General features: G+C 68.9%; 23 protein-coding genes and 1 pseudogene. 9 read left to right on the top strand and 15 right to left on the bottom strand.

From position 1 onward, the window contains the following. Position 1: 1 nt before the first annotated feature. Positions 2-1,021: a serine hydrolase domain-containing protein gene (locus tag GGR16_RS16290; RefSeq protein ID WP_183317522.1), complete on the bottom strand. Its 1,020-nt coding sequence runs from the start codon at positions 1,019-1,021 to the stop codon at positions 2-4. Between the two features lie 399 nt (positions 1,022-1,420). Here GGR16_RS16290 and GGR16_RS16285 point away from each other — a divergent pair, with 399 nt between their 5' ends. Both GGR16_RS16285 and GGR16_RS16280 read left to right on the top strand, forming a co-directional pair. Continuing rightward, positions 1,421-2,248 (top strand): methyltransferase domain-containing protein, encoded by an 828-nt coding sequence (locus GGR16_RS16285; protein ID WP_183317271.1) that lies wholly within the window; start codon positions 1,421-1,423, stop codon positions 2,246-2,248. Positions 2,249-2,407: 159 nt separating this feature from the next. Continuing rightward, on the top strand, positions 2,408-3,817 hold the full coding sequence (locus tag GGR16_RS16280; RefSeq protein ID WP_246373140.1) for an APC family permease: 1,410 nt from the start codon (positions 2,408-2,410) through the stop codon (positions 3,815-3,817). Positions 3,818-3,835: 18 nt separating this feature from the next. On the opposite strand, the gene GGR16_RS16275 is transcribed toward GGR16_RS16280, so the two are convergent. Further along, complete coding sequence (locus GGR16_RS16275) at positions 3,836-4,588, bottom strand: SDR family NAD(P)-dependent oxidoreductase (protein WP_183317270.1); 753 nt, start codon at positions 4,586-4,588, stop codon at positions 3,836-3,838. Positions 4,589-4,732: 144 nt separating this feature from the next. On the opposite strand from GGR16_RS16275, the gene GGR16_RS16270 reads away from it, so the two are divergent. From GGR16_RS16270 to GGR16_RS16260, 3 genes are all read left to right on the top strand, one after another. Next, positions 4,733-5,662 (top strand): AraC family transcriptional regulator, encoded by a 930-nt coding sequence (locus tag GGR16_RS16270; RefSeq protein WP_183317269.1) that lies wholly within the window; start codon positions 4,733-4,735, stop codon positions 5,660-5,662. Positions 5,663-5,738: 76 nt separating this feature from the next. Further along, positions 5,739-6,884, top strand: a complete 1,146-nt coding sequence (locus GGR16_RS16265; RefSeq protein ID WP_019404731.1) for an alpha-hydroxy acid oxidase — start codon at positions 5,739-5,741, stop codon at positions 6,882-6,884. Positions 6,885-7,158: 274 nt separating this feature from the next. After that, positions 7,159-8,541 carry an FAD-containing oxidoreductase gene (locus GGR16_RS16260; RefSeq protein WP_183317268.1) on the top strand — a complete coding sequence of 461 codons (1,383 nt, stop codon included), beginning with the start codon at positions 7,159-7,161 and terminating at the stop codon, positions 8,539-8,541. A gap of 12 nt (positions 8,542-8,553) precedes the next feature. On the opposite strand, the gene GGR16_RS16255 is transcribed toward GGR16_RS16260, so the two are convergent. The 8 genes from GGR16_RS16255 to GGR16_RS16220 form a co-directional block, all read right to left on the bottom strand. Continuing rightward, entirely contained in the window at positions 8,554-9,651 is a 1,098-nt protein-coding gene (locus GGR16_RS16255; protein WP_281380627.1) for a transporter substrate-binding domain-containing protein, read from the bottom strand. A gap of 357 nt (positions 9,652-10,008) precedes the next feature. Continuing rightward, on the bottom strand, positions 10,009-11,496 hold the full coding sequence (locus tag GGR16_RS16250; protein WP_183317266.1) for an NAD-dependent succinate-semialdehyde dehydrogenase: 1,488 nt from the start codon (positions 11,494-11,496) through the stop codon (positions 10,009-10,011). Continuing rightward, positions 11,496-12,263 (bottom strand): sulfite exporter TauE/SafE family protein, encoded by a 768-nt coding sequence (locus GGR16_RS16245; protein ID WP_183317265.1) that lies wholly within the window; start codon positions 12,261-12,263, stop codon positions 11,496-11,498. Before GGR16_RS16245 ends, GGR16_RS16250 begins: the two co-directional genes overlap by 1 nt. Positions 12,264-12,266: 3 nt before the next feature. Then, positions 12,267-12,452: a hypothetical protein gene (locus tag GGR16_RS26285; RefSeq protein WP_343059844.1), complete on the bottom strand. Its 186-nt coding sequence runs from the start codon at positions 12,450-12,452 to the stop codon at positions 12,267-12,269. Between the two features lie 173 nt (positions 12,453-12,625). Next, a complete protein-coding gene (gene arsB / locus GGR16_RS16235) occupies positions 12,626-13,675 on the bottom strand; it encodes an ACR3 family arsenite efflux transporter (RefSeq protein WP_019404724.1) in 1,050 nt (349 codons plus the stop codon). 9 nt (positions 13,676-13,684) lie between these two features. Then, positions 13,685-14,110: an arsenate reductase (glutaredoxin) gene (gene arsC, locus GGR16_RS16230; RefSeq protein ID WP_019404723.1), complete on the bottom strand. Its 426-nt coding sequence runs from the start codon at positions 14,108-14,110 to the stop codon at positions 13,685-13,687. Positions 14,111-14,118: 8 nt separating this feature from the next. After that, entirely contained in the window at positions 14,119-14,646 is a 528-nt protein-coding gene (locus GGR16_RS16225; protein ID WP_019404722.1) for an arsenate reductase ArsC, read from the bottom strand. A 2-nt stretch (positions 14,647-14,648) separates the two neighbouring features. Then, entirely contained in the window at positions 14,649-15,020 is a 372-nt protein-coding gene (locus GGR16_RS16220; protein WP_019404721.1) for an ArsR/SmtB family transcription factor, read from the bottom strand. Positions 15,021-15,326: 306 nt separating this feature from the next. Here GGR16_RS16220 and GGR16_RS16215 point away from each other — a divergent pair, with 306 nt between their 5' ends. Genes GGR16_RS16215 through GGR16_RS16200 form a run of 4 tightly spaced genes read left to right on the top strand, consistent with a single transcriptional unit; the run spans position 15,327 to position 19,429 of the window. Further along, positions 15,327-16,394 carry an ABC transporter ATP-binding protein gene (locus tag GGR16_RS16215; protein WP_019404720.1) on the top strand — a complete coding sequence of 356 codons (1,068 nt, stop codon included), beginning with the start codon at positions 15,327-15,329 and terminating at the stop codon, positions 16,392-16,394. Further along, positions 16,391-17,680 carry an ABC transporter substrate-binding protein gene (locus GGR16_RS16210; protein ID WP_019404719.1) on the top strand — a complete coding sequence of 430 codons (1,290 nt, stop codon included), beginning with the start codon at positions 16,391-16,393 and terminating at the stop codon, positions 17,678-17,680. Before GGR16_RS16215 ends, GGR16_RS16210 begins: the two co-directional genes overlap by 4 nt. Positions 17,681-17,738: 58 nt before the next feature. Further along, complete coding sequence (locus tag GGR16_RS16205) at positions 17,739-18,614, top strand: carbohydrate ABC transporter permease (RefSeq protein ID WP_053194165.1); 876 nt, start codon at positions 17,739-17,741, stop codon at positions 18,612-18,614. Beyond that, positions 18,611-19,429 carry a carbohydrate ABC transporter permease gene (locus GGR16_RS16200; RefSeq protein WP_019404717.1) on the top strand — a complete coding sequence of 273 codons (819 nt, stop codon included), beginning with the start codon at positions 18,611-18,613 and terminating at the stop codon, positions 19,427-19,429. The genes GGR16_RS16205 and GGR16_RS16200 overlap by 4 nt, the downstream gene beginning before the upstream one ends. Positions 19,430-19,433: 4 nt before the next feature. On the opposite strand, the gene GGR16_RS16195 is transcribed toward GGR16_RS16200, so the two are convergent. The 5 genes and pseudogenes from GGR16_RS16195 to GGR16_RS26280 all read right to left on the bottom strand — a co-directional run. Continuing rightward, positions 19,434-20,354 carry an amidohydrolase family protein gene (locus GGR16_RS16195; protein WP_040405610.1) on the bottom strand — a complete coding sequence of 307 codons (921 nt, stop codon included), beginning with the start codon at positions 20,352-20,354 and terminating at the stop codon, positions 19,434-19,436. Beyond that, entirely contained in the window at positions 20,351-21,862 is a 1,512-nt protein-coding gene (locus GGR16_RS16190; protein WP_019404715.1) for a tripartite tricarboxylate transporter permease, read from the bottom strand. Before GGR16_RS16190 ends, GGR16_RS16195 begins: the two co-directional genes overlap by 4 nt. A gap of 12 nt (positions 21,863-21,874) precedes the next feature. Beyond that, positions 21,875-22,351: a tripartite tricarboxylate transporter TctB family protein gene (locus GGR16_RS16185; protein WP_019404714.1), complete on the bottom strand. Its 477-nt coding sequence runs from the start codon at positions 22,349-22,351 to the stop codon at positions 21,875-21,877. A 126-nt stretch (positions 22,352-22,477) separates the two neighbouring features. Beyond that, complete coding sequence (locus GGR16_RS16180; RefSeq protein ID WP_019404713.1) at positions 22,478-23,482, bottom strand: tripartite tricarboxylate transporter substrate binding protein; 1,005 nt, start codon at positions 23,480-23,482, stop codon at positions 22,478-22,480. 42 nt (positions 23,483-23,524) lie between these two features. Next, a pseudogene (locus GGR16_RS26280) lies at positions 23,525-23,659 on the bottom strand (4-hydroxythreonine-4-phosphate dehydrogenase PdxA); the annotation flags it as partial.

Genomic DNA, 23,659 nt, shown 5'->3' with positions numbered 1-23,659 from the left:
ATCAGCGCACCGCCGCGACGATCCGCGCGAACAGATTGTGCAGGTTGTCCCGGTCGGCGATCGTCGTGGGACGCGGACTGTCGTCCGAGGTCACGGCGACGGTGAGATCGAGTCCCGGCACGATGTAGAGCATCTGCCCGCCGTAGCCCCAGGCATAGCGTATCTCCAGGCCGTCGATTTCCCTGAGGAACCAGCCGTAGCCATAGCCGTCGCCGGTGTAGCGGGAGTTGGTCCGCGCCGTCCACGACCGGTCGATCCATGCGCGCGACATGATCCGCGTACCGTCCGCGGCGAGCCCGCCGGTGCGGTAGACCTCGCCGAAGGCCAGCAGCGACCGCGGGCTCATCGCCATCTCGTTGCCGCCGAGATAGATGCCCTGCGGATCGCGCTGCCAGCCGCCGATGGCGAAATCCGCGACGGGCGCGAACCAGTCGCGCGCGAGGGCCAGCGTCGAGCGGCCGGAGACCTTCGTCAGGATGGCCGAGAGCAGGTGCGTCGAGCCGGTCGAATAGAGCATGCGCCCGCCCGGATCGTCCTCGAAGGGCTGCTCCAGCACGGCCCGCACCCAGTTGCGGCTGGCGATCCAGCGGCCGTAATTGGGCCCCGAGGTCGGCCTCAGCCCCGCCTGCATCGAGAGCAGGTGGCCGATCGTGATCTTCTCGATGCGCGGATCGGCACCGCCGGGAACGTCGCTTCGAAGGATCGGGGCCACGCGCTGGTCGACGCCCTGAAGCAGGCCGCGGTCGACCGCGATGCCGACGAGCGCGGAGACCACCGCCTTCGAGGCCGACTTGATGTTGGTCGGCGCGGTCAGCGAATGCCCGTCATAGGCCCGTTCCGCGACGACCTCGCCTTTCCGCGCCACGATGACCGTCTCGAGCGGTGCAAGCTGGGCCGCCTCCGCCAGGATTTCCGGAAGAGAGCCCTCGCCGGCGGGGACGGGTCGGGCCTCAGCCGGGCCGATCGCGGCAAGACCGGTGGCAACGGCCGCGCTGCCGCACAGGAAGCCGCGGCGGGACATCGGTCCGGGTTGATCTGACATTGTCGCTTCCTGGCCTTTCGTCGGCAGCCGTGCGCGTCCGATGGAGCCAGCATCGGCCCATCGGCGCAAGCTCCTTCCGTCGCGGAGCACTATGGAATCCAAAGCGCAGCAAAGCCTTACTACAACTATAAATGCCCGCCAATCAACGTAATGTGATGAACTAACCTACTGCTTTCATATTACCGTTCTGTCTAGCGCGGATTCGATACCACGCTCAGACACGGGAGAAGTGCGTTGTCAGCCGAATTCAACCAAAATTTGTCGCAGCGATACATTTTGTTACATTCTCCCAGCGACATTCAGCATGAGCAGCAACAAACGATTACGCCAACCAGAAGCCTGCGGATAAGCCTTGCCCGCGCGGCCGCGGCGGCATTCGTGGCGACAGGTCTCGTCTTGGCGCCGGTCGCCCTGCGGGCCGAAACGGGGACGGCGGCACCGGCCGGGACATCCGCCGCCCCTGCCGCATCGCCCGAGGCGAAAGGCGAGACCTACGTGCCCGAATCCGGCCAGCCGGGGAAGGATGTCGTGTGGGTGCCGACGCCACAGGCGCTCGTCGACCGCATGCTCGACATGGCGAAGGTCACGCCGGACGACTACCTGGTCGATCTCGGCTCGGGCGACGGCCGCACCGTCATCACCGCCGCCAAGCGCGGGCTCCGGGCGCACGGCATCGAATACAACCCCGACCTCGTCGCCCTCTCGCAGCGCAATGCCGCCGAGGCGGGCGTCGCCGAGCGTGCGACCTTCGAGCAGGCAGACCTGTTCGAGAGCGACTTCTCCTCGGCGCAGGTGGTCACCCTCTTCCTGCTGCCGTCGCTCAACGAAAGGCTTCGTCCCATCCTCCTCGACATGGCGCCCGGCACACGCGTCGTCTCCAATTCCTTCGACATGGGCGACTGGCCGCCGGACGAGACCGCACAGGTGGCAGGCTGCGAGCAATGGTGCCGCGCGCTGATGTGGATCGTCCCGGCCAAGGTCGAGGGCAGCTGGAAGATCGGCGATCAGGATCTCGCCCTCACGCAGCAATACCAGAGGATCAGCGGCACCCTCGGCGGCACGCCCATCGCGGACGGGCGCCTGAACGGCCGCGAGATCACCTTCACCGCCAACGGCGTGACCTATACCGGCACCGTCGACGGCGACAGCATGTCGGGCACCACCGCCGGCGGCCAGACGTCCGACTGGACCGCAACCAGGAGCTAGGACGACCGCCCCATTCCCATCCGCTGCGGGCGGCCGGCGCCGGCCGCCCGAGACGCTTCGCCATGCCCGAGCCCGGCGCCCCTCGCCGGAGCAAGCCGTCAGATCACTGCCCGACAGCACCCTCGCCGCTGTCCGCGCCGTGGCGCCATGGAGGAAAACTTGCAACGCACAGCCACCCCCCAAGCGTCGGTGAAGACGGCCGCGCGAGCCGCCGGAAGCGGCGCCGCCGCGCCGCACGCGAGCCTGAGCGTCCTCGACGGCGTCGCCATCCTCATCGGCATCGTCGTCGGCATCGGCATCTTCCGCACGCCACAGATCGTCGCCGCCAATGTCGGCAGCGAATTCGCCTTCATCGCGGTCTGGATCGCCGGTGGCCTCGTGACGCTCGTCGGCGCCTTCATCTATGCCGAGCTCGGCTCCGCCCATCCGCACACCGGGGGTGAGTATCATTACCTCGACCGCGCCATCGGACGGCCGCTCGCGCTGCTCTTCGCCTGGGCGCGGCTCACCGTCATCCAGACCGGAGCCATCGCGGCGGTCGCCTTCGTTTTCGGTGACTATGCCCAGGAGATCGTGCCGCTCGGCCCCGCGGGCCCGGCGATCTACGCTGCCGCAGCGATCCTCGTCTTCACCGGCGTCAATCTCGTCGGCTCGCGCCAGAGCCGCAGCCTGCAGATCTTCTTCAGCCTCCTCACCATCGGCTGCGTGGTGATGATCGCGGTCCTCGGCCTCGCCCTCGGCGGCGGCACCGCCGAGCCGGCGCCGGCAACCGGCGCGAGCTCCGCAGGCGCCGTCGGGCTCGCCATGGTGCTGATCCTCCTCACCTATGGCGGCTGGAACGAGGCGGCCTATCTCTCCGCCGAGATGAAGGACGTGCGCCGCAACATGCCGCGCGTGCTGGCGCTGAGCGTCTTCGCGATCATGGCGCTCTATCTCCTCGCCAACCTAGCCTTCCTGCACGTCCTCGGCCTCGAGGGCCTGCGCGGGAGCGACGTCGTCGCCGCCGAGACGCTGCGCCAGCTCTTCGGGCCGGGCGCCTCGCTCACCGTCGCCTTCATCGTCTGCCTCGCCGCGCTGAGCACGCTCAACGCCACCATCTTCATCGGCGCGCGGCTCTATTATTCCATCGGCCGCGACCTGCCCCTGCTCGGGCGCATCGGCACCTGGGAGGAGCGCTCCGACATGCCGAGCAACGCCATCCTCGCCCAGAGCGCCATCGCCCTCCTCCTCGTCGGCCTCGGGGCAGGCACCCGTGTCGGCTTCCAGGCCATCGTGGAATATACGGCGCCTGTGTTCTGGTTCTTCCTGCTGATGGTCGGCATTTCCTTCTTCGTGCTGCGCGAGCGCGAGGGCGGGCACCGGAATGCCTTCCGCGCCCCGCTCTACCCGCTGACGCCCGCCATCTTCTGCCTGACCTGCGCCTATCTGCTCTATTCGAGCCTCGTCTATACCGGCCTTGGCGCGCTGGTCGGCGTGGGCGTGCTGCTCGCCGGCCTGCCCTTCGTGCTGCTCGGCCGCCGTAGCACGCCGGCGAAAGTAACGGCCAAGCTCGCCACCCGCGAGGGGTGACGCGCCCGGCCCGTCGGGTCAGAGGTTCCGGCCGCCCGAGACCTCGATGCGCTGGGCGGTCATCCAGCCCGTGCCCGGCGCAAGCAGGGCCGCGACAGCGGCTCCGATGTCATCCGGCCGGCCCGCCCGGCCCATGGCGGTCGTCTCCGCGACCATGCGGTTGACGTCCGGCACGTCGCGCACGGCGCCGCCGCCGAAATCGGTCTCCGTCGCGCCCGGCGCGATGGTGTTGACGGCGATCCGGCGCGGACCGAGCTCTTTGGCGAGGTAGCGCGTCAGGACCTCGACCCCGCCCTTCATGGTGGCATAGGCCGCATAGCCCGGCAGGCTGAAGCGCGCGAGGCCGGTGGAGACGTTGAGGATGCGCCCGCCGTCGGCGATCATCGGCAGGAGCGTCTGGGTCAGGAAGAACACGCCCTTGAGGTGCACCGCCATGAGGCCGTCGAACTCCTCCTCGCTCGTCTCGGCGAAGCTCCTGTGCACGCCATGGCCGGCGTTGTTCATGAGGATGTCGAAGGTCGCGCTGCCCCAGTGCTGCCGCAGCGCGCCGGCCAGGGACTCTGCGAAGGCGCGAAAGGTGCCCACGCGGCCGGTGTCGAGCGGCAGGGCGACGGCCTTGCCGCCCTCCGCCCGGATCGCCGCGACGACCTCCTCGGCCGCCGCCGCGTTGCTCTGGTAGGTCAGCACGATGCCGACCCCGTTCCTAGCAAGGTGAAGGGCCGCGCTGCGGCCGAGGCCACGGCTGCCGCCGGTGATGAGTGCGATCGTCATGTCGTCATCCCTTCCTGTCAGATGAGCTCCATATGACGCGCCGCGCCTCCCGGTGCCTGCCACATCCTCCGCGATACCTGCCCGATCCTCCGAATGGTCGGAAAAAGCGCATGTCCCGCGACGCAGGTGGTGTAGAAAGTTGGAATGACCCAGACCGCTCCAGCCTTGATCACGCGCTGCATCGCCATTGCCGACGAACGCAAGGCCGGTAGCGCCCCCGTGCCGGCCGGCCTCGACGGCGTCAGCGTGGTGCGCGCCCATGCACCGGCAGAGATCGAGCCCAGGCTCTATCACCCCATGGTCTGCCTCGTCCTCCAGGGCGCCAAGGAAATCGTGCATCGCGATCATGCCGTCCGCTTTGCCGCGGGCGAGACGGCCATCGTCTCGCACGACCTCGTCACGCGGGCGCGGATCGTGTCGGCCACGGCGGCCGCGCCCTATGTGGCTGTCGCCAGCGAGATCGACCTCGACCTCCTGCGCGCGCTCCATGCGGAGATCGAGCCCGCCGCCATCGAGGACGCGCGCGCCGCCGCCGTCGCCGCGGGCACGGCGGACCGGACGGTCGTCGACGTGATGGCGCGGCTCCTCGATCTCGCCGACAAGCCGCTCGAGCAGCGGGTGCTGCTGCCGCTCGTCCGGCGCGAGCTGCATTTCCGCGTGCTCTTGTCCCGCCACGGGGGAATGCTGCGCCAGCTTGCCCGGGCCGACAGCCGCGCCAGCCGCATCGCCAAGGCCATCGCCCATATCCGGCGGCACTGGTCCGCCCCCATCCGCACGCAGGAGCTGGCCGCCATCGCCGGCATGAGCCCGTCGAGCTTCCACGAGCACTTCAAGGCGGTGACGGCGACCTCGCCCGTCCAGTACCAGAAGTCCCTGCGTCTGATCGAGGCGCGCCGCCGGCTCGTCGAGACCGGCGAGCCCGTCTCGGCCGTCGCCTTCGCCGTCGGCTATGAAAGCCCCACCCAGTTCAGCCGCGACTACCGCCGCGCCTACGGAACGGCGCCGCGCGCCGAGCGCGGCCCGCGGACGCACCGCAGCGGCCCCGCCATCGCTTCGCCAGCGCCTCGTTTCTGAAGCGATGGTTGCGGCGGCGCATGGACTTGCGCCACCGATGTGCTACTGCGGCTGCCGTCGAGCGACAGGGGCACGCATGCGTCTCAGGGACTGCCACAACTTCCACGACTTCCGCCGCATGGCGCGGCAACGCCTGCCGGGGCCGATCTTCAACTACATCGACGGCGCGGCCGACGACGAAGTCACCTATCGCCGCAATACGGAGGCCTTCGACCGCTGCGACCTCGTGCCCAATGTGCTGCGCGGCGTCGGTGACGTCGACATGTCGGTGAGCGTCATGGGGCAGAGGCTCGCGCTGCCGGTCTATTGCTCGCCGACGGCGCTGCAGCGCCTCTTCCACCATCAGGGCGAGCGCGCGGTGGCGGCGGCCGCCGCGCGGTTCGGCACGATGTTTGGCGTCTCCTCGCTCGGCACCGTCAGCCTGGAGGAGGCGCGCCGCATCAGCAGCGGCCCGCAGGTCTACCAGTTCTACTTCCACAAGGACCGCGGCCTGAACCGCGAGATGACGGCCCGGGCCAAGGAGGCGGGCGTCGAGGTGATGATGCTGACCGTGGACAGCATCACCGGCGGTAACCGCGAGCGCGACAAGCGCACGGGCTTCTCCATCCCCTTCCGGCTCAATCTCGCCGGCATCACCCAGTTCGCCGTCAAGCCCTCCTGGGCCCTCAACCATTTCCTCCACGAGCCCTTCCGGCTGCCGCAGCTCGAGAGCCATGTGGACATGGGCGGCGGCGTGATGTCGATCAGCCGCTACTTCACGGAGATGCTCGACCCCTCCATGTCGTGGGACGACGTCGCGGGGATGGTGCGCGAATGGGGCGGGCAGTTCTGCCTCAAGGGCGTCATGTCGGTCGAGGATGCGCGGCGCGCCGTCGAGATCGGCTGCACCGGGATCGTCCTCTCCAACCACGGCGGGCGCCAGCTCGACGGCTCGCGCACCGCCTTCGACCAGCTGGCCGAGATCGTCGATGCGGTCGGCGACCGGATCGACGTCATGATGGACGGCGGCGTGCAGCGCGGCACCCATGTGCTCAAGGCCCTCTCGCTGGGCGCCAAGGCGGTCGGGCTCGGCCGCTACTACCTCTTCCCGCTCGCCGCCGCCGGACAGGCCGGCGTCGAGCGCGCCCTCGAGCTGATGCGCAACGAGATCGAACGCGACATGAAGCTGATGGGCTGCGCCTCGGTCGGCGAACTCACCCGGCGGAACCTGCGCTTCCGCTGAGGACTATCCGGCATGATGGCGCTCCTGCGCGTGTCCGTCATCACGACGACCTTCTGACGGAGGAGAAGCGGGGGGCCACGACGTAGATCCGGTTCCGCGCAGGCCGATGGTGGCACTCAGACCCCAGCCGAAGGGCTTTTGAGAGTCCGTTGCCACCGGTGGCGCCTCCGGACCTCCTGTGAGAGGCTAGGGGCATCGACCGCCCGCCCTGCGATGGCGCATCCTGGGCGCAGAGCCGGCATCCATCATCCCGAGCTTCAGGGAGGACCGCTCCATGCACGACTATGACGCGATCATCATCGGCACGGGCCAGGCGGGCCCCGCCCTCGCCGCGCGGCTCTCCGAGGCCGGCATGAGGCTCGCCGTCATCGAGCGCAAGTTCTTCGGCGGCACCTGCGTCAACACCGGCTGCATCCCGACGAAGGCGCTGGTCGCCAGCGCCTATGCCGCGCACATGGCGCACCGCGCGGCCGATTTCGGGGTGGCGATCCAGGGCGAGGTCGCCGTCGACATGGAGCGCGTGAAGGCGCGCAAGGATGCGATCTCGGGCAAGTCGCGCTCGGGCGTCGAGAGCTGGGTCAGGGGGCTGGCGAACTGCACCGTGCTCCAGGGCCACGCCCGCTTCACCGGCCCAGATACCGTCGTGGTCGGCGGCGAGACGCTGCGGGCAAAGCGCATCTTCATCAATGTCGGCGGGCGCGCCGCAGCGCCGCCGATCCCCGGCCTCGACAGCACGCCCTATCTCACCAACAGCAGTATGATGGACGTCAGTGAGCTGCCGGAGCATCTCGTCGTCATCGGCGGCAGCTACATCGGCCTCGAATTCGCGCAGATGTACCGGCGCTTCGGCAGCCGCGTGACGGTGGTCGAAATGGCGCCGCGGCTCATCGCGCGCGAGGACGAGGACATCTCGGCGGCGGTGGCCGAGATCCTGGAGAAGGAAGGCGTCGCGCTGCGCCTCGGCGCCGAATGCACCAGCGTCTCGGGGCGCGAGGGAAGCATCACCGTCAAGGTGGACTGCACGCGCGGCGCGCCGGAGATCGCCGCCAGCCACCTGCTCGTCGCCACCGGGCGGCGGCCGAACACCGACGATCTCGGCCTCGATGCGGCCGGGGTCGAGACGGACGAGCGCGGCTACATCACCGTCGACGACCAGCTGCGGACGAATGTCGAGGGCATCTGGGCGCTCGGCGACTGCAACGGCCGCGGCGCCTTCACCCACACCGCCTACAACGATTTCGAGATCGTCGCCGCCAACCTGCTCGACGACGACCCGCGCCGCGTCGACGACCGCATCCCCGCCTATTGCCTCTACACAGATCCCCCGCTCGGCCGCGCCGGCATGTCGGAGGCCGAGGCGCGCAAGGCCGGCAAGCGCTACCTCGTCGCCCAGCGGCCGATGGCCCGGGTCGGCCGGGCGGTGGAGAAGGGCGAGGCGCTCGGCTTCATGAAGATCCTGGTGGACGCCGGGGACCGGCGCATCCTCGGCGCGGCCCTGCTCGGCGTCGGCTGCGACGAGGTGGTCCACACCATCCTCGACGTGATGTATGCCAAGGCGCCCTACGATGTCATGCAGCGCGCCATGCACATCCACCCGACCGTCTCGGAGCTGCTGCCGACGATGCTCGGCGACCTCAAGCCGGCCGACGCGGCCTGAGACCGGAGCGGATCAGGAGCCGTCGCCGAAATATTTCGCCCGCAGCCTGGCGATCTCCCCGCGCTCGTGGGCCGCGAGGATCTGGACCGTGACCGGGCGGCGGAGATCGCTGCCGTGTGGCGTGCCGAAGGCGTACTTGTCCGGCTCGAAGAGGCGCCCGACCACCCTCACCCCGGCTCCAGGACGGGAATGGGCGTAATATTCCAGGACCGGCGCATCCTCGACGATCGCCGCGATGCTGCCGTCGCCCAAGGCCGCGACGGCCTCCTCGATGCTGAGGAAGGAGCTGTGGCGCAGCCCCGCCCCGCGCACATATTCATGCGCGACGGTATCCCTGAGGACGCCCACCGTCCGGCCGGCGAGATCCTGGATGCCGTGGATCTGGTTGGTGAGCGCCAGCGTGGTCATGACGCTCGTCACCGACGAGGTGACGAAGGCAAGAACCGCGACGCCCGCCACCAGCCAGAGCCCCTGCCAGATGCGCCCGATCCAGCCAAAGAGGTTTTTTCGCGATGCGGGCCGGCCGGTGGTGGCGACCTGCATGACCGTATAGAAGCTCTCCGCGAAGCCGTCGCGCCAGCGCCGCGGGAAATCCTTGTCGAAATACCGGTCGAAAGCCGTCAGCAGCACCGCTGCGGCCAGGATGACGAGGGCGATCCAGGCGTAGGAGCGCAGATAGCCCGAATCGCTGAGGCCGCCGACGACGTCCCAGAAGCCGGCGCCGGCGCCCGCGCTGACCATGATCCGCAGCCCGCCGTCGAACCAGGGCTGGGTGAAATCGATCTGCTGCGCCCGGCGCTCGGTCACGGTCAGGTTGGAAACCGCGAGGTCGACCTCCCCCGCCTCGGTCGCCCGCACCAGGTCGCCGAACGTCGCGTATTCGCGATAGGTGTACGGGCGCTCGAGGCGCGCCGCCAGTTCCTCCCAGAGCTCGACCGCCATGCCGTTGAAACGTGCGCCGTCCTTCATGACGAAAGGCGGGCTGACATGGACGCCGACGGCGATAGGCTCGCCACCCGGCCGGCTTGTACCTGCCTCCTGGGCGCGGGCATGGCCTGCGGCGAGAAGGATGAAAGCGAGCGCACACAGGATCGTGGTTGTCGCGCGCAAGCAAGCAATTCGCATTGCCGCCACCTCTCGCTCTGGCAATTAAACAGTTGCGCGGCGTTGATCCGGCCTCACGGCCTCGATCAGAAGATGATCGGCGAGGGACTTCCGGACGGAATGGCCCGCCGGCTGCCACAGCAGGACTGCAGCTCTTCCCGCTTAACCTGTCCTCTCATGAGGGGTCAACCGCGACAGCACTGGAATCTGCAGCACACCAACCTCGAACTTCACTTCACAGGCAGCCCGGGCTGCACCAGAGCGGCGAACGAGGCAGCCGCCACCTCGGCCCGCTTGAGAAAGCCGGGCCGAGGTCTTCTGCAAGCCACGCGACGGGACGACGATGACCGCGCGGGCGCGGCCTCACATACCGCCGAGGCAGACGTATTTCAGCTCGAGGAAGCCCTCGATGCCGTATTTGGAGCCCTCGCGCCCCATGCCCGACTGCTTGACGCCGCCGAAGGGCGCCATCTCGTTGGCGATGAGGCCGGTGTTGACGCCGACCATGCCGCTCTCCAGCGCCTCGGCCACACGCCAGACGCGCGCCATGTCCCTGGCATAGAAATAGGAGGCGAGGCCGAACTCGGTGTCGTTGGCCATGGAAATCACCTCCTCCTCGTCGCGGAAGGCGATGATGGGCGCGAGCGGCGCGAAGGTCTCCTCCTTGGCGACCTTCATCTCCTGGGTGATGCCGGTCATCACCGTCGGCTCGAAGAAGGTGCTGCCGAGGTCGGAACGCTTGCCGCCGAGAACGAGCCGGCCGCCCTTGGCGAGGACATCGGCCACGTGCTCCTCCATCTTGGCGACGGCGCGCTCGTCGATCAGCGGGCCCATGGCGACGCCATCCTCGGTGCCGCGGCCGAGCTTGAGCGCGCGTGCCTTCGCCACGAGCTTCTCGGTGAAGGCCGCGACCACATTCTCCTGCACGTAGATGCGGTTGGCGCATACGCAGGTCTGGCCGGCGTTGCGGTACTTGGAGATGATCGCGCCTTCGGCGGCGGCGTCGAGATCCGCATCGTCGAAGACGATGAAGGGCGCATTGCCGCCGAGTTCCAGCGACAGGCGCTTGATGCCGTCGCCCGCTTCGCGCATCAGCCAGCGGCCGACGCCCGTCGAGCCGGTGAAGGTGATCTTGGCGACCTTCGGGTTGCGGCAGAATTCCTCGCCGATGGGCCGCGCCTCGCCGGTGATGACCGAGAAGGCCCCCTTCGGGACGCCCGCCCGTTCGGCGAGCACGGCAAGCGCGAAGGCGGACAAAGGCGTCTGCGCCGCCGGCTTCAGCACCATGGTACAGCCGGCCGCCAGCGCCGGGCCAACCTTGCGGGTGATCATGCCATTGGGGAAGTTCCACGGCGTGATAGCCGCACAGACGCCGACGGGCTGCTTGAGCACGACGATGCGCTGGTCGGGACGCGCACCGGGAATGACGTCGCCGTCGATGCGTTTCGCCTCCTCGGCGAACCACTCGAGATAGGCGGCGTTGGAGACGATCTCGCCCCTGGCCTCGGCGAGCGGCTTGCCCTGCTCCGTCGTCAGGATCAGCGCGAGGTCGTCGACATTGGCGAGGATGAGCTCGTACCAGCGCCGCAGGACCTGGCTGCGCTCCTTCACCGGGCGCTTCGCCCATGCCTTCTGCGCCACCTGCGCCGCGTCGATGGCACGGCGGGTGATCTCGGGTCCGAGGTCCGGCACCTCCATGATGAGCGCGCCGTCGACCGGATCGGTGACGGGAAACGTCCGGCCGTCCGGCGCGTCGATCCACTCGCCGGCGACATAGGCCTTGCCCGACAGCAGCGAGGGGTCCTTGAGGTCGAGCACGCGGCGGCCGGCTGTCTTGTCGTGTACGGTCATCAATGCACTCCCAGGAGGCGCAGGACGGCGGGGGCGCCCAGCGACACCCCCGACAGGAAGAGGAGGACGAAGACGATGCGCCGCATCACCTGCGGCGCGATCGGCGGCGGCCGGCGGCGCGCGGCGAAGGTCGCCGCCATCACGGCCGGGATGGCGAAGAGGCCGGTCAGCGTCGAAGGCCCGGGCAGGTTGCCGGAAAAGACGACGAGGCCGATGCGGAACACGGCGTTGAGCGCGAAGACGCCGACCAGCGTCTCGCGGATCGTCGCCAGCGCCAGCGGCTGGCGATAGAAATGGAAGACGAGCGGCGGCCCGGCCGTGGAGAACATGCCGCCCATGAGGCCCGCGACGCCGCCGAAGAAGAGGAAGGAGGCGCCGCCGGACTTGCGCGCGAGCGGCGCCGGCCGCATGGCGAGCTGCAGGCTGGAGGCGATGATGACGGCGCCGAGCACGAGGCGCAGCATGTCGGCCCGGGTGTCGGCGAGCCATTCGAGCAGCCAGTAGCCGACGAAGAGAAGCGGCACGCTCGCGGCCATGACAAAGGCGAACTCGCGCCAGGCGACGTCCCGCCAGCCCTTCAGCAACATCTGCGTCGCGTTGACGAGCGTGAGCACGCTCACGATCATCGCCGCGTCGGGCAGGGACAGGAGGCCGGTGAGACCGACGCCGCCCATGGTGATGAGGCCGAAGGCGAAACCCGTCAGCGTCTGGGCATAGGCGGCGACGAACGCGAGCGCCAGGAAACCGATGAGCTCGCCTGGCGACATGCCTCAGAGGGTCCTCGGACCGGCGGAGAGCTTCGCGAAGGCCGAACCGGCACGGCGGACGACCGGCGCGACGATGAGGTCCGGCCCATGCAAACAGGCATCATGCGCGGCATCGGCGCGCGGATCGTCCTCGAAGTGGAGGAAGAGCGGGCGCTGCGCGGGCCGGCTGCGGACGGAGGCTTCGTTCACGAGGGACTTCAGGTGGAGCACGAGGCGGGCATGGATTCGCGTGATGCGCGCGGAATGTGCCAGCACTTCGCCGTCCTGATCAATCTATAGATTGTCGCGCGGGCGATTTCCCTCGCGGCCGGCATCACCGGGGGACGGAAGCGCCGGGGAAGGCGTGCACGGCGCCCCGCCGCTCAACGCGGCGCCTCGGAGACGCGCGCGCCGCGCGCCTCGTACCATCCCTGCGAGCGGTTCACGATCCAGACGACGGACAGCATCACCGGCACCTCGATGAGCACGCCGACGACGGTGGCGAGCGCCGCGCCGGAGTTGAAGCCGAACAGGCTGATGGCGGCGGCGACCGCGAGCTCGAAGAAATTGGACGCGCCGATGAGCGCCGAGGGTCCGGCGACGCAATGGGCCTCGCCGCTCATGCGGTTGAGGAGGTAGGCGAGGCCGGAGTTGAAATAGACCTGGATCAGGATCGGCACCGCAAGGAGCGCGATGACGAGCGGCTGTGCCAGGATCTGCTCGCCCTGGAAGGCGAAGAGCAGCACCAGCGTCGCGAGCAGCGCGACGAGCGAGAGCGGCTGCAGGACGCCGAGGAAGCGCGCCAGCGCCGCCTCGCCGCCCGTCTTGAGAAGCCGGGCGCGGATGACCTGCGCTGCGATGACCGGCACGACGATGTAGAGCGCCACCGACAGGATGAGCGTGTCCCACGGCACGGTGATCGCGGACAGGCCGAGCAGCAGGCCGACGATCGGTGCGAAGGCGACGATCATGATGGCGTCGTTGAGCGCCACCTGCGACAGGGTGAAGTGCGGCTCGCCCTTCGTCAGGTTCGACCACACGAAGACCATGGCCGTGCACGGCGCGGCTGCGAGCAGGATGAGGCCGGCGATATAGCTGTCGATCTGGTCGGCAGGCAGATAGGGCCGGAACAGGTAACCGATGAAAAGCCAGCCGAGCAGCGCCATCGAGAACGGCTTCACCGCCCAGTTGACGAAGAGCGTCACGGAGATGCCGCGCCAGTGCCTGCCAACCTCCCCGAGGGCGGCGAAGTCGATCTTCACCAGCATCGGCACGATCATGAGCCAGATGAGCACGGCGACCGGCAGGTTGACACGCGCCACCTCGAGCCCGGCGATGGCGTGGAACACGGCGGGCGCCAGCGAGCCGAGCGCGACGCCCGCGACGATGCACAGGAAGACCCACAGGGTCAGATAGCGTTCGAAGGTGGACATGGGAATTCCTCAGGCCGTCGCGACGCGGCGGCCGTGCTCGTCGACGACGCGCTCGCCGTCTTCCTTGACGAATTCGCCGCGCTGCGGCGGCAGGAGGTCGAGCACCTCCTCGGACGGGCGGCAGAGGCGCACGCCCTTCGGGCTCACCACGATCGGCCGGTTGATGAGAATGGGATGGGCGAGCATGGCGTCGAGGAGTTGATCGTCGCTCAGCGCCGGGTCGCCGAGGCCGAGCTCGGCATAAGGCGTGCCCTTCTCGCGCAGCAGGTCGCGCACCGGGATGCCCATGCGCGCGATCAGCCACTGCAGCATGGCGCGCGCCGGCGGCGTCTTCAGATATTCGATCACATGCGGCTCGACGCCGGCATTACGGATCATCGCCAGGGTGTTGCGCGACGTTCCGCAGGCGGGGTTGTGATAGATGACGACGTCCATGGTGCTCCTCATGCCGCGCTGGGGCGCGGCTTCGTCGCCCCTTCGAGCTGTCCGATCTCGGCGAGCCGGGAGCCGAGCGCGATATGCTCGAGGCTCCGCATCGGCAGCGCCGTGAAGACGGAGATGCGGTTCTTCATGTAGCGAAAGGCGGCGACGAAGGCGGCTTCCCGTTGGATGTCGGTCCCCTCGACGGCGGCGGGATCCTCGATGCCCCAATGGGCCGTCATCGGCTGGCCGGGCCAGAGCGGGCAGGCCTCGCCGGCCGCGCTGTCGCAGACGGTGAAGACGAAGTCCATCACGGGCGCGTCGGTCCGGGCAAACTCCTCCCAGTTCTTCGAGCGTAGCCCAGCGGTCGGATAGCCGTAGCTCTCGAGCACCTTGAGCGCCAGCGGATGGACGACGCCCTTGGGCCGGCTGCCGGCGGAGAAGGCGCGGAACCGCCCTGCCCCGTCCTTGGCGAGGATGCTCTCGGCCAGGATGGAGCGGGCGGAATTGCCGGTGCACAGAAAGAGCACGTTGTAGATCGGGTCAGCCATGATCAGGCCTCGTGGGTGGCTTGGGCGTTCGTTCGGGCTGGAGGGCAACAGGGCACGAGCTCGGCGACGAGCGGAGCGCAGATCTCGGGCCGCCCGCCGCAGCAATCCTTGAGCAGGAAGGCGGTCAGGGCGCGCACCGTGTCGAGCTCGGCCCGGTAGACGATGGAGCGGCTGCGCCGCTCGGCGCTGACGAGGCCGGCCCGCGCGAGGATGCCGAGATGGGAGGACATGGTGTTGTGCGGCACGGCGAGGCGCCGCGCGATCTCTCCGGCCGCGAGCCCCTCCGGCTCGCTCTCGACGAGCAAGCGGAACACTTCGAAACGGGTCGGCTGGGCAAAGGCCGCGAAGGCGAGAATGGCCTGTTCGTTTTCCATATGTCGAGACTAGCCGACATATGGACGGGATGCAACGGGTCCTGGCGCCGTTCCGGTCGTCGGACACGCGACCACCGCCGCCGACATGCGGCCGGGCCGGACATCCACAAGGGACCGGTGGAGCGTCACGAAACTGTTGCCGCTCCTTCATCGAAGCGTCATCCGCCTTCGCTACGCCGCTTCCCGGATACCCGAGCGCTGGTTGCTCAATTCACACCCTGTGTCATAACAGAAATAATCGAAACGCCGATCACTGCCCGATAACGTTTCATGACTGGTCAGGATGGGCAAACAGCGTTGCGGGACATGGCAGAAATCGTCGTCGACAATCTGACGAAGGTCTGGAGCGGCTCGCCGGCGGTCGACGGCATCAGCTTTACCTGCGCCTCGGGTGAATTCACGGTCCTGCTCGGCCCCTCCGGCTGCGGCAAGTCGACGACGCTGCGCCTCATCGCGGGGCTCGAGCAGCCGAGCGCGGGCGCCATCGCCATCGGCGGGCGCGACGTCACGCGCCGCTCGCCCGCCGAGCGCGGCATCGCCATGGTGTTCCAGTCCTACGCGCTGTTTCCGCATCTCTCGGTGGCCGAGAACATCCTGTTCGGATTGAAGGTGCGGCGCGTGCCGCGCGCCGAGCGCGACGAGCGGCTGAAGCGGGCGGCGCAGACGCTCGGCCTCACGCAGCTTCTCGACCGCAAGCCCGCCGCGCTCTCCGGCGGCCAGCGCCAGCGCGTCGCCCTCGGCCGCGCCATCGTCGCCGATGCCGCCGTCTGCCTGATGGACGAGCCGCTGTCGAACCTCGACGCCCAGCTGCGCCAGGAGATGCGCGCCGAGATCCGCGGCCTGCAGCGCCGGCTCGGCATGACGATGATCTATGTCACGCACGACCAGGTCGAGGCCATGACGATGTCCGACCGGGTGGTGCTGATGCGCGACGGGCGTATCGAGCAGCAGGGCACGCCCGCCGAGCTCTACGATTGTCCGGCGAGCGGCTTTGCCGCCCGCTTCCTCGGCACGCCGCCGATGAACCTGCTGCCCGCCGCGGCAGGCGCCGGGCTCGCGCCCGATGTCCCTGCCGCCGCCGAAGGCAGCATCGGCGTGCGGCCGGAGCGGCTGCGCGTCGATGCGCCCGGGCACGGGCTCACGGCCACCGTCGAGGCGATCGAATATCTCGGCGCGGACACGCTGCTGACCCTCGACGCCGCCGGGGCGAAGCTCATTGCCCGCACCGACGGCCACGCGCGCCACCGCATCGGCGAGGCCGTCGGCGTCAGCTGCGCGGCGGGCGATCTCCACTTCTTCGACGCGGGCAGCGGCCGGCGCGTCGAAGCGAACGGCAACGGCTGCAACGCACCCGAACGGGGAGAAGGGGCATGAAGTTTTTCACGCAGGTCCGCTGCGGGGCGGCCGCGCTTGCCGCGTCGCTCGCGCTCGCCGTGGCGCCGGCCTCGGCCGAGACCACGGTCAACATGTACTATCCGGTCGCCGTCGGCGGCCCCATCACCAAGATCATCGACAAGATGGTCGCCGATTTCTCGGCCGCGAATCCGGACATCAAGGTCAACCCGATCTATTCCGGCAGCTACCAGGACACGATCACCAAGGTCGTCACCGCGCTCAAGGGCGGCAACGCGCCGGAATTCGCCGTCATCCTCTCGACGGACATGTTCACGCTGATCGACGAGGACGCGATCGTCCCCTTCGAGGAGCTGGTGTCCGACGCCGACAAGGCCTGGCTCGACGGCTTCTACCCGGGCTTCATGCTCAACAGCCGCACCGGCGGCAAGACCTGGGGCATTCCTTTCCAGCGCTCCACCATCGTGCAGTACTGGAACAAGGATGCCTTCAAGGAGGCCGGGCTCGATCCGGAGGTGGCGCCGAAGACCTGGGACGAGATGGTCGCGGCCGCCGAGAAGCTGACCAAGCGCGACGCCTCCGGCAACGTGACCCGCTGGGGCGTGCAGATCCCGTCCTCGGGCTTCCCCTACTGGCTGTTCCAGGCCCTGACGACGCAGAACGACGTCATCCTCGCCAACGAGGCCGGCACGAAGGTGACCTATGACGACCCGCGCGTCGTCGAGGCGCTGCAGTTCTGGGTGGACCTTTCGAAGAAGCACAAGGTGCATCCGGAAGGCATCGTCGAGTGGGGCACCACCCCGAAGGACTTCTTCGAGGGCAAGGTCGCCATGATGTGGACGACCACCGGCAACCTGACCAACGTGCGCAGCAACGCGCCCTTCCCCTTCGGAGTCGGCATGCTGCCGGCCAAGGTGCGCGGCGGCTCGCCCACCGGCGGCGGCAACTTCTACATCTTCAAGAACGCCTCGCCCGAGCAGCGCAAGGCCGCCCTCGCCTTCATCAAGTGGGCGACGGCGCCGGAGCAGGCGGCCGCCTGGTCGATCGCCACCGGCTATGTCGCCGTCACGCCGGCCGCCTGGGAGACCGAGGCGATGAAGAAATATGCCGCCGAGTTCCCGGCCGCAGCGGTGGCCCGCGACCAGCTCGACGTCGCGGTGGCGGAATTGTCGACCCACGACAACCAGCGCGTCACCAAGGCCCTCAACGACGGTCTGCAGGCGGCGCTGACCGGCGCCAAGGAGCCGGCCCAGGCCATGAAGGACGCCCAGGCCGAGGCTGACCGCGTGCTGCGCCCCTTCCAGTGATCTGACCCTCGCCCGCGCGGGTTCCTCACCCGCGCGGGCCCTTTCCCCGGACCCTGCCGTGAGCCGCCTCCGCGCCTCGATCCATGCCTCGCTGTTGCTTTTGCCCGCCGTCGTGCTGCTGGCGGCCTTCACGCACGTGCCGGCGGTGCGCACCTTCATCGGCGCGCTCTACACCACGCCGCGCGGCAACCGGCCGGAGGTCTTCATCGGCCTCGGCAACTATCGCCATCTCCTCGACGATCCCGTCTTCTGGCAGGCGATGGCGAACAACGTCTGGTACGCCGCCCTCACCATTCCGCTTTCGGTCATCCTCGCGCTCGTCATGGCACTCGCCGTCGACGCACGCCTGCCCGGCCGGGCGGCGCTCAGGATGGCCTATTTCACGCCCACCGTGCTGCCGATGATCGCGGTCGCGAATATCTGGCTCTTCTTCTACACGCCCGGCTACGGCCTGCTCGACCAGGTCCTCGGCCTCTTCGGCGTGGCGCAGACGAACTGGCTCGGCTCGCGCGACACCGCCCTCAATGCCGTCATCGCCGTTGCGGTCTGGAAGGAGGCGGGCTTCTTCATGATCTTCTATCTCGCCGCCCTGCAGACGATCCCGCACGACCTGCGCGAGGCTGCGGCGATCGAGGGGGCGAGCCGCTTCACCTTCTTCCGGCGCGTGACCCTGCCGCTCCTGATGCCGACGACCCTGTTCGTGCTGGTCAATGCGGTCATCGGCGCCTTCCGCCTCGTCGACCACATCGTGGTCATGACGCGCGGCGGGCCGGACAATGCCACGGCCCTGCTGCTCTACTACATCTACGAGATCGGCTTCCGCTTCTGGGATTCGGCCTATGCGGCAACGCTGACGACCGTGCTTCTCGCCATCCTCGCCGTGCTGGCGGCCGTGCAGTTCCTCTTCCTCGAGCGACGGATCCACTATCGATGAGCTTCGCCGACCGGTCCGCCGGCGCGATCGAGACGGTCGGCGCCTGGCTTCTCGGCCTCATATGGATCCTGCCGCTCGCCTATGCGGTGTGGACCGCCTTCCATCCCTCGGCCTACGCCACGCGCTTCGACCTCCTGGCGCCGCTGACGCTCGCGAACTTCGTCGCCGCCTGGGAGGCCGCGCCCTTCGGCCGCTATCTGCTCAACACGACGGCGATCGTCACCATGATCCTCGCCGGACAGTTCCTCGTCTGCACGCTCGCGGCCTATGCCTTCGCGCGCTACAGCTTTCCCGGCAAGTCGCTGCTGTTCGCGCTGGTGCTGATGCAACTCATGGTCATGCCGGACATCCTCATCGTCGAGAACTACCGCACGATGTTCGGCCTCGGGCTCGTCGACACCATCGGCGCGGTGGCGCTGCCCTACATGGCCTCGGCCTTCGGCATCTTCCTCCTGCGCCAGACCTTCATGACCGTGCCGAAGGAACTGGAGGAAGCGGCGATCGTCGAGGGCTGCTCCACTCTCGGCGTGCTCTGGCGTGTCTACGTGCCGCTCGCGCGGCCGGTCTTCGTCGCCTATGGCCTCGTCTCGGTGAGCCACCACTGGAACAACTTCCTGTGGCCGCTCATCGTCACCAATTCGGTCGAGACACGTCCGCTGACAGTGGGGCTCGCGGTGTTCTCCTCCACCGACCAGGGCATCGACTGGTCGATCATCTCGGCCGCCACGCTGATGACGGCGGCTCCGCTCCTCGTCGCCTTCCTCATCTTCCAGCGCGCCTTCGTGCAGTCCTTCCTGCGCGCCGGCATCCGCTGAATGCTCAGCCGACGCCCTTCAGACGATAGATCCTGATCGCGTTGGCGCTGAAGAGCCTTTCCTGCTCCGCGCGGGCAAGGTCGGCCACCGCGGCGCGAAAACCGTCGATGACGGTGTCGAAATCGCCGACGAGGCCGTCGACCGGGAAGTTCGAGGCGAACATGGCCCGCTCGGTGCCGAAGATCTCGATCGCGTCGCGGATGATGGCGCGGTTCTCTTCGAGCCGCCATGGGCGCCCCTTGAGGCCGAGGCCGGAGATCTTGATGGCCGCGTGGGGCAGGCGCGCGAAGTGCCGCAGCGCCGCACGCCAACCTGCCAGTCCCTCGGGCGAGCGGTCGGCGGGCAGGCCCGTGTGGTTGAGGATGATAGGCACGTCGGGGTGACGTTCGGCGAGCGCCGCGGCCTCCCCGAGATGCCACCAGGGCGTCTGCAGGTCGAAGCTCAGGCCATATCGCGCAAGCAGAGCGTAGCCGCGCCCGAAGGCGGGATCGCCCATGGATCCGGCCTCGCCCATCCGCGCCGCATCCGGGCTTTCGGCGCTGCGCGGCTTGTGGCGCACGCCGCGCACGAAGGGGAAGGCCGCCTGGGCGGCGAGCACCTCCTCCACGTCGTCCGCATCGAGCCACGCCTGCGCCACATGCGCCGCCGGCGCGCCGTGGCGCTCGCGCAGGCGGGCGAGCCAGGCCGTCTCGCCGACCGGGTCACGCCGGTCCCACTCACCCTCCATGGTGACCGAGGCAATGACGTTCTGGCGCGCCGCCACGACCTGGTAATCCGCGGCGAGGAAGGGCCGGCGGATGGCGCCGTAATCACCGTAGCGGAAGGGGATCATCGGCTCCTCGACGAGCCAGGGATGCGGGTTCGCCGAGGGGTCCCAGAAATGGTGATGGGCATCGACGAAGGGCAGCCGCTCCATCGCCCTCATGCCTCCCTGGGGCCGGCCGCGACGCCCGCTCCACGCGCCGGCCGCACCAGCCGGAACAGCGTGACGGCCCAGACGAGGAGCGTGACGACGCCGAGGCCCGCCGCCACCGGCCGCATGAAGAAGGCGAGGAGATCGCCGTCGGACTTGATGAGCGTCGTCGTGAAGTTGAACTCGAGCATGCCGCCGAGCACGAGGCCGAGGATGGCGGGGGCGACGGGAATGCCGTTCTCCTCCATGAGCCAGCCGATGACGCCGAAGGCCAGCATCACCCACACGTCGAAGAGGCTGTTGTTGAGGCTGAAGGCACCGACGATGCAGGCCATCAGCACGAGCGGCGGCAGGATGGTGGGTGGCACGCGCACGACATGCCGCGCGACGCGGATGAAGGCGAGCCCCAGCGGCAGCATCAGGAGGTTGGCGAGAAAGAAGCTGATCAGCACGCCGTAGATCATCTCGGGCTGCTTGATGAAGATCGCCGGCCCCGGCTCCATGCCCTTGAGGATGAGGACGCCGATGACGATGGCGGTGATGCTGTCGCCGGGGATGCCGAAGACGAGCGTCGGCACCCAGGCGCCGGAGAGCGAGGAATTGTTGGCCGCCCCGGCCTCGGCGAGGCCCTCGAGGCTGCCCTTGCCGAAGTCCTGCGGCCGACGGGCGAAGCGGCGCGAGATGGCATAGGCGATCCAGGCGGCGATGTCGGCGCCCGCCCCCGGCAGGGCGCCGACGAGGGTGCCGACGACGCTGCCGCGCGCGATGTTGCGCCCATGCTCACGCGCCCTCTGCCACAGCCCCGCCGTGACGCGGCCGAAGGTGCCGATGCCCTCGCGAACCGCCGGGGCGCCGTGCAGGGCGCCACGCATGATTTCCGAGATGGCGAAGAGCCCGATGAGCGCCGGGATGAGGTTGATGCCGCCCATCAGGTCGATGGAGCCGAAGGTGAAGCGCGGCACGCCCGAGGCGGGGTCGAGCCCCACGGTGGAGACGGCAAGGCCGAAGAGGAGGGAGAAGAGGCCCTTGAGCGGCTTGCCCGTGCCGATGAAGGCGGCGCAGGAGAGCCCGAGCAGGGCGAGCCAGAAATATTCCGCCGTCGAGAAGCCGAGCGCGATGCGGGCGAGAAGCGGCGCGCAGACGATGAGGAAGATGGAGCCGACGAGTCCGCCGGCCGTCGAGGCGACGAGCCCGAGCCCGAGCCCGACCTCCGGCTTGCCGCGCCGCGTCAGGGCATAGGCCTCGTCGACATAGGCCGCCGAGGCCGGCGTGCCGGGAATGCGCAGAAGGGCGCCGGGGATGTCGCCGGCGAAGATCGCGGTGGCCGTCATCGCCACCATGGCCGCGATTGCCGGCACCGGATCCATGAAGAAGGTGATGGGCACGAGCAGCGCCGTGCCCATCACGGCCGTGAGGCCCGGAATGGAGCCGATGAGCATGCCGAGCAGGCTCGCCCCGACGATGACGAGGAGTGTCGCGGGATCGAGGACGATCGCGAAGGCCCCGGCGATGGCGGTCATGGTGCTCGCCTCTCAGAACGGCCAGAGGGCGGACAGCCACGGCGTCGGCGGCAGCGGCACGCGCAGCAGGTGGCTGAAGACGAGGAACAGGGTGAGGCTGCCGGCAACGGCTGCTCCCGCGGCGAGCCGCAGCGAGGCGCCGAAGACGAGCGCAAGGCCACCGATGACCGCCGCCGCCGCGGGCACGAAGCCGGTCCGCGCCGCAAACAGGCCGTAGAGGATGGCGGCGAGGAAGACCGACAGGCAGCGCACGAGCCCTGCGAGGGTCGGCGGCTGCCCTGCTTCACCCTGCTGATCGGCGCCTGCACCCCGCCAGCCCTCGGCGGCGATGCCGAGGCCCGCGAGTGCCCCGCCGCAGCCGAGGATCATCGGCACGAAGCCGGCGGAGAACTCGGTTCCCGGCGCGGTCGGCAGGCCGCTCGCCTCGACGGCGAAGGCGGTGCTGAGCCCCGCGATGACGAGACCGAGGGCGATGTCGGAGCGCGCCATGCGTCTCGAGCTCCCTCTCGGCATGCGGCGAACAACCCTGGATGACCTGCTGCTGCGGCCGCTCACCGACCGCAGCCTTCAGGACATTGCGTCCACGACCTTGCTTGGCCAGCTTACTTGGCCAGCTTACTTGGCCAAGCCGAGATCCTTGAGCAGAATCGCAGCGGTTCCCGCGAAGGCGTTCGCGAATTCGGCGAACTGCTCCGGACCGTCCCACACGGGCGTGATGCCGCGCTCCTTGAGGTTCGTCTGCACGCTCGGGGCGGCATGGCCCTTCTTGCCGGTCTCGACGATCTTCGCCTTCACCTCGGCCGGCAGGCCGGGCGGTGCGCAGAGCGAGAACCAGTTCGACAGCGTCCAGTCGACGCCGATCGCCTCCTTGACCGTCGGCACGTCCGGGAAGGCGGCGAGGCGCTCCTTCGCCATGACGGCGACGACCTTCACCTCGCCCGATTCGGCGAGCGACTTGGCCTCGACGGGCGAGCCCGTGAAGAGGTCGATGCCGCCGGCCATGACATCCTGCAGGGCCGGCGCGCCGCCCTGGCTCGGCACGAACTTGACGGTGCTCGCCGGCAGGTTCTCCATCCTGGCGAGACCGGCGATCGCGAGGTGCCACGGCCCGCCGAGGCCGGAGCCGGAGCTCGTCAGCGTGCCGGCCGGCTCCGACTTCATCGCCTCGACGACGGACTTCAGGTCCTGGAAGCGGCCGCCGGTCTTGACGGTGACGCCGGCCGGGATCTCGGCGATGCGCGAGATGAGGTCGAAGGATTCCGGCGTCAGCGGCGCGAGGTTCATCGTCTTGAAATAGCTGATCTCGGAGGTGCAGGCGCCGAGCGTGTAGCCGTCCGGCGCCGCGGTCGCGATGGCGGTGTGGCCGATGACGCCATTGCCGCCGGTGCGGTTGACGATGTTGACGGGCACGCCGAGCGCTTCCTCGAAACCCACGGCGAAGAGACGCACGATGGTATCCGTGCCGCCGCCGGCACCCCACGGCACGATGATCGTCACCGGCCTGTCGGGATATTCGGCCTTCGCGGCATCACCGGCCGCGCCGGCGACGAGAAAGCCCCCGCCGAGCAGGGACATGGCAAACAACCGCGAGAACCCGCTCGTCATCCACCCGTTCTTCATCACTTCCTCCCTTATTCCTTCTTCGTCGTCTCGACCGCCCGCTCAGGCCGACGCCTTCTGCGCCGCCGAGGCGTCAATGCGTTTCGCGGCGATATTTGCGGCGAGGCTGAATGCGGCGCGTGTAGCGCCGATATTGGCGATGCCCTTTGCGGCGATGTCGTAGGCGGTGCCGTGGGC

The organism is Chelatococcus caeni, from assembly GCF_014196925.1.
Lineage (GTDB): Bacteria > Pseudomonadota > Alphaproteobacteria > Rhizobiales > Beijerinckiaceae > Chelatococcus_A > Chelatococcus_A caeni.
Note: the sequence above shows the minus strand (reverse complement) of the source record. Positions and strands in the feature narration are given on the sequence as shown.

Bases quoted from the DNA above. Each gene is read 5' to 3' on its own strand.
- GGR16_RS16290 (WP_183317522.1), bottom strand. From the start codon at position 1,021: ATGTCCCGCCGCGGCTTCCTGTGCGGCAGCGCGGCCGTTGCCACCGGT.
- GGR16_RS16275 (WP_183317270.1), bottom strand. From the start codon at position 4,588: ATGACGATCGCACTCATCACCGGCGGCAGCCGTGGCCTCGGCCGCAGC.
- GGR16_RS16270 (WP_183317269.1), top strand. From the start codon at position 4,733: ATGACCCAGACCGCTCCAGCCTTGATCACGCGCTGCATCGCCATTGCC.
- GGR16_RS16265 (WP_019404731.1), top strand. From the start codon at position 5,739: ATGCGTCTCAGGGACTGCCACAACTTCCACGACTTCCGCCGCATGGCG.
- GGR16_RS16260 (WP_183317268.1), top strand. From the start codon at position 7,159: ATGCACGACTATGACGCGATCATCATCGGCACGGGCCAGGCGGGCCCC.
- GGR16_RS16250 (WP_183317266.1), bottom strand. From the start codon at position 11,496: ATGACCGTACACGACAAGACAGCCGGCCGCCGCGTGCTCGACCTCAAG.
- GGR16_RS16245 (WP_183317265.1), bottom strand. From the start codon at position 12,263: ATGTCGCCAGGCGAGCTCATCGGTTTCCTGGCGCTCGCGTTCGTCGCC.
- arsB (WP_019404724.1), bottom strand. From the start codon at position 13,675: ATGTCCACCTTCGAACGCTATCTGACCCTGTGGGTCTTCCTGTGCATC.
- arsC (WP_019404723.1), bottom strand. From the start codon at position 14,110: ATGGACGTCGTCATCTATCACAACCCCGCCTGCGGAACGTCGCGCAAC.
- GGR16_RS16225 (WP_019404722.1), bottom strand. From the start codon at position 14,646: ATGGCTGACCCGATCTACAACGTGCTCTTTCTGTGCACCGGCAATTCC.
- GGR16_RS16220 (WP_019404721.1), bottom strand. From the start codon at position 15,020: ATGGAAAACGAACAGGCCATTCTCGCCTTCGCGGCCTTTGCCCAGCCG.
- GGR16_RS16215 (WP_019404720.1), top strand. From the start codon at position 15,327: ATGGCAGAAATCGTCGTCGACAATCTGACGAAGGTCTGGAGCGGCTCG.
- GGR16_RS16210 (WP_019404719.1), top strand. From the start codon at position 16,391: ATGAAGTTTTTCACGCAGGTCCGCTGCGGGGCGGCCGCGCTTGCCGCG.
- GGR16_RS16200 (WP_019404717.1), top strand. From the start codon at position 18,611: ATGAGCTTCGCCGACCGGTCCGCCGGCGCGATCGAGACGGTCGGCGCC.
- GGR16_RS16195 (WP_040405610.1), bottom strand. From the start codon at position 20,354: ATGAGGGCGATGGAGCGGCTGCCCTTCGTCGATGCCCATCACCATTTC.
- GGR16_RS16190 (WP_019404715.1), bottom strand. From the start codon at position 21,862: ATGACCGCCATCGCCGGGGCCTTCGCGATCGTCCTCGATCCCGCGACA.
- GGR16_RS16185 (WP_019404714.1), bottom strand. From the start codon at position 22,351: ATGGCGCGCTCCGACATCGCCCTCGGTCTCGTCATCGCGGGGCTCAGC.
- GGR16_RS16180 (WP_019404713.1), bottom strand. From the start codon at position 23,482: ATGAAGAACGGGTGGATGACGAGCGGGTTCTCGCGGTTGTTTGCCATG.